3 protein-coding genes and 1 pseudogene are annotated in these 4,715 nt (G+C 55.9%); all 4 read left to right on the top strand.

Annotated elements, in window-relative coordinates:
* Positions 1-448 (top strand): annotated as a pseudogene (locus BW950_RS15195) (hypothetical protein); the annotation flags it as partial.
* On the top strand, positions 445-1,293 hold the full coding sequence (locus tag BW950_RS14445; protein WP_076490002.1) for an eCIS core domain-containing protein: 849 nt from the start codon (positions 445-447) through the stop codon (positions 1,291-1,293). The pseudogene BW950_RS15195 and the gene BW950_RS14445, both read left to right, overlap by 4 nt.
* 11 nt (positions 1,294-1,304) lie before the next feature.
* On the top strand, positions 1,305-3,242 hold the full coding sequence (locus BW950_RS14440; protein ID WP_076490001.1) for a hypothetical protein: 1,938 nt from the start codon (positions 1,305-1,307) through the stop codon (positions 3,240-3,242).
* Positions 3,243-3,352: 110 nt separating this feature from the next.
* Positions 3,353-4,381 (top strand): hypothetical protein, encoded by a 1,029-nt coding sequence (locus BW950_RS14435; RefSeq protein ID WP_143559284.1) that lies wholly within the window; start codon positions 3,353-3,355, stop codon positions 4,379-4,381.
* The last annotated feature ends 334 nt before the right edge of the window (positions 4,382-4,715 follow it).

The following is a 4,715-nucleotide window of genomic DNA, read 5'->3' as shown; positions in this document are numbered from 1 at the left end:
AGTGAAGGTCTCGGGCGGGGGCAGTGGCAGAGGCGATGTTCCGGGGAGCGGAACTGTTCCCCGAGGCCCTGCCGGAGCTGTGGCGATGGCCGGGACGATGCAGGGTGGCTTGCCGGGCGGCGGGGTGCGTGGTTTGGCAGGAAGGGCCGGGGCTGTTCCTGCTGAAGGACCTGCAGCCGGAGGTGTGGCCGGAGGTGGCTCTGGCGGAGCCGGAACGAGAGATCCCGAAGAGGAGCGAATGGAACGAATCCGGCGCAACTACGAGACCGACAAGGCCGCCCTCGCCGGGGAGAGAGACCCCCAGCCGGCCCTGGCCCGCAGTGCCAGCCACGATGCTGGCGGGGCCGGGGGGAGTGGGGGAGGAGCCGGGAGCGGCGACGAAATAATGACATCCTCTGATGAGTTCCTGCAAGAGCTGCAGCGTCGGGCGATGGAGGACATGGTATGAGCCGTTCGATCCATGGGGAAATCAGAAGATATGTTGAGGATGTTCTGGCCCTGCATCGAGGCATCATGCAACTGAAGGAGGATGGTGGCACACATAGTCTTCTCAGGAAAAAAGACTATGGCGGTGGCCAGGTTGGTTGGGATGTGCAGGAACACAGAAGAGATGAGGATCGGGTATTCCCGCTTGATATGGCGACCAGAGAACAGTATGAACGGCTGTTTGGGGTTGATCTGTCACTGGTGCGAATTCACCTTGGGCCTGATGCAGAGGCAATCACGCGATCGAATGGCGCTCTGGCGGTGAGTATCGGGTATGATCTGTATTTTTCGCAGGGGAGCTACGCCCCGGACAGTGAGGAAGGTCTGAAACTTCTTGCGCATGAACTTGCCCACGTTGTTCAGTTTCAGCGCGGTAACAGACTGGTGTATGCCGAAGAAATCGAACTGATGGAAGAATATGCGCTGGCAATGGAGGCCTCGATGTCTCGTGTGCGACTTCACGGAGTGCATGGGCCGATTGTGGGAACAGGCACGGAATCAGGGATTGATCCTGAGGGACTGGACGAAGCTCTCCGTGATGCCGGGCAGGAAGGATATGCCGGAGGGAACCCGGAGGAAAAGAGCATGGCGGCCTTTGAGAACCGGAATCGCAGGATAACATACCGGGTTCAGCTCCCCAGTGGCCGGATGGTGCGCATGAGCCGAGGCGAATACCATGCAGTAATGGATCGGGTATCTGATGGTATTCGGGCCTGGCTGGAAGATGAACGACGTGCGCGAACGACCGAGGAGTACGAACAACTGATGCTTCGTTACTATAGCTGGTTGCAACGGGCCTGTGCATAAGGAGGAACGCTGTGAGTCACGAAACTGATTTTGATAAACTGGGTCGTTCCCTTCGTATAGTGCAACTGCTGAAACGATTTAACAGCGCGGCCCGAAGAGTAGAGCTTGCCGGGCGCGCGCATGGAGGGTATGCCACCAGTCACGGGGAAGATCTTGACGCTGTTGAGGGTTTGATTAACTTCCACAGCAATGAGGTGGAAAGTGGAACCCGGAGACATGAACTGGTACGGACTCTCTATGAAAGTGATGGCGATGAGCTGAAAGAAACAGAAGGGCGGCTTGAGGCGGCATTGCGAGAGCTTGATGAACCTGTTGCAGATATTCTGTCGCACGAAGAGTTTGCCCGAAAAGAGCAGCAACGCTGGATCGCCAGGGAACGGGCGACCCGGAATGTGCAGAGCCGGTTTGATCAGCTGGTAGAGACGGTGAGCCGGCGCAGTGCCGAGGCCTTTCAGCCGGGATTTCAATGGTTTGGGGTGGAAAGCGGTAACACGACTGATATCTGGAACAACGCGGGCTACTATTACAAGGTGGTGCGCGAGCGGTTCAGCGTGGATGACGAAGGAAACCAGGATGTACTGCATCGTCATCGGCTGAATCGCAGCAATGACCGGTGGGATTACCAGAGGAACCGGGAAGTGGCGTATCACGAGCGGTACGTGTTGTGGCGGCTGCCGCAGAGGAAGCTGGTTTCGCCGGAAGCGGAGTACCCGGGGGAACGGATGGCGGTGGTAGAACTGCCGGTCGATACGGGTGGGAATCATATTGTAGACCCCGGTCTGGTAACGGTGCAGGAATGGAAGCGGGGAGAGGCCGTGGAGCCGGAAGACGAACAAGGTGCAGATTTCATCCGCCTGGTGCGCGGCCTGAAGGATTGGGAGAATCAGCGGCATGGTCTGAACCAGGAGCTGCGGGAGGAACAGCAGCGGGTAGAAAAAGAGAATGCACGCCGGGAGCAGGCTCGGCAAGAGTATCGGGAAAGTGTGAGGTACGATGAGTTGGATGCGAAGGTGTGGCAGGGCGAGGGCGAACTTATGCGGGTGAGGGGGGATCGTCTGAGCGCCCGAGAGTCTCGCAATGGGCTTGAAAGAATCTGGCGCGAATTATTGCTGCTGTTGCCCACGCAGACCCAGCAGCGCCATAATCAGCAGGTGGCTGCCGAGGAGGACCTGGCCGCTCTGGTGCGTGATGCACGCCGGGAGCTTGCGGCCCACGATACCGAACTTGCAACCATGCAACCCACCGAGGGACGGATACCGGAGATTGAACAGGAGATCGCCCAGCAAAATGCCGAGGTGGAACGGCGGATCGCCACGATGAACCTGGATGTGGAGTTGCGCGCCTTGCAGGAAGGTGACGACAGATGGGCGGGTCTAACCCGGGCTACCTACTGCAACTTTCTGGTAGGGGCTGTGGTGGCCGAGCACACGCGGGATAATGAGCGGTTTTATGATGAAGACTATAAAAAAATCCTCATCCAAAACCCCAGGCTCTACTTCAGAATCAATGCGGATGGGGTCCGAGAAGTTGGTCATCCCGAAGACCCTGATCGTTATCCTGGACGTAGCGCCAATGACATGATAAAAGCCCTGCGGCGCAATGCAGGCGGGGACGTGCCGGAGGCGGAGGCGCAGTGGGTTGCAATAGAAAATCCTAGAAGGGCGCATGAGATCGTGAATACGATATCTGCTCCAGTGATTGTAGGTTGGGAAAATGATGCTGGTTCGGGCCACGTGGCAGTGTTATATCCAGATCCCAATTATCTCCCTACTGCGTATGATGATTTCAATGAACGGAATATGCGTATTTTCCAGGCCGGTGGATCCTCTGGCGCTACAACCGAGTTAACTACTGGTGGTGGATTCGGGCAGCGGGAACCATTGGAATACTTTGTGCTTGAAGCTGATTATCAGAAGTATCTTGAAGAGATAGCGGAGGAACTGCGATGAGAGTAGGACGATCTATCTATGCAGTCCTCTTCTTGTTCTTTCTTTTTACAGAATCGATAGTCGCACAACACACGCCCTTTATACTGAGTGACGAATGCTTAGTACATTTGGTGGTAGCAGATGAGGATCGATATATCACTGGTACTGAGAGAAGACTATCCAGAGTGACAGGATTCGGTCCAACAACTGAGCATCACTATATTGAAGTTGACTACCACTACGACCTTGGGGTGCATGTGGTGAACGTGAATGAAGAATGGGTTGTGTTTAACCTGTATCCAATGCAGCTAATACGGTTCTATTTTGAAGATGCAGAACGGAAAGCCATCTATGCAACATTGACTGGAACGACACCAGATTTCTTGAATACATATGCTCTATTCGTCACCACCAACAGCATATGGGAATTATATCGAGGATGGCATGGGGAAAGAGGTGCGTATCCTGAGGAGCGCCAACCCGGGAGGATAGTGAGGATACCGTTCTATCACCCACAGGTTGACGGGGGCGAAGAACCGGAACTGAGCAGGTTTTTCCGACGGATGTATATGTTGCGGTATATGTACGAAAATCGATTTGCGATGACTGTTGCGTTGGATGAGGATGTTGACTTTCGCGCAACAGAGGTTGGCGTAGGAGAGGGGGAGCGGGTTGGCGTAGGAGAGGGAGAGCGGGTGTGGTATTCCCGCACACCGAAAGATAGTCTTCTGCCCACACCGGTGAACAATTTTGAGGTGTTGCCCAGTAACTTATGGATATTGGAACTACAGGATACCTTTCCACCCGAAGGTGAAGACCATGGGGAATACTCAATTTCACCAGTACCGCTTGACCTAAGCGAATACGGGATACCCGGCGAACTTGGCGAGGACGACCTCTTTCGCATTCAGGAGCATCTGGGATACTCGGTTTACCTTGAGCGCATAGCCTTTGCCGCGCGGATTATGTCGGATGATGGAGAAACGTTTCGGGAGTATATCTTTCTGGTGCCCGAGGAGGGAGGAACACCGGAGGTTCTGGTAGAGATGTGCGAGGGGTACACCCTTGAGGATATGCTGTTCAGTCCGGACGGCCGGGAACTCGCGCTGCAGGTTGATGACGAAGTCTATATCATCAGCGGGTTTGAAGCCTCTCGATAAGGTTAAGGTGATTCCCCCGCCAGGGGGCGGAGCGGAAATCCCGCAGGGCCGGGCGGGGGCCGCCGGCGAGGGGCAGTGAGCCGGAAGCGGCCCCCGCAGGAAGAGTGAGTCGGGGGTAGGTCAGGTGGTGCTTTGGAGGGAGTGCGTGCCGGCCCGAGGAATTGCAGTGGAGCACCCGGTTGCGGCAGCCTGGTGCCGCAAGGCGGCCAGAATTCTTGAACAACAACCCAAAAAATAAGGCGACGGCGCGCTGGATGAAGACCTCCTGAAACGCTTTTGCCGTGAGGCGGTGAGCCGGGTGTGTTATCAGCAGCAGCTGTGGATGCTCTCTGGG

This window comes from Alkalispirochaeta americana (assembly GCF_900156105.1).
GTDB classification, from domain to species: Bacteria; Spirochaetota; Spirochaetia; order DSM-27196; family Alkalispirochaetaceae; genus Alkalispirochaeta; species Alkalispirochaeta americana.
The sequence above is the reverse complement of the archived record's forward strand: the minus strand, read 5'-3'. Positions and strand labels throughout refer to the sequence as shown.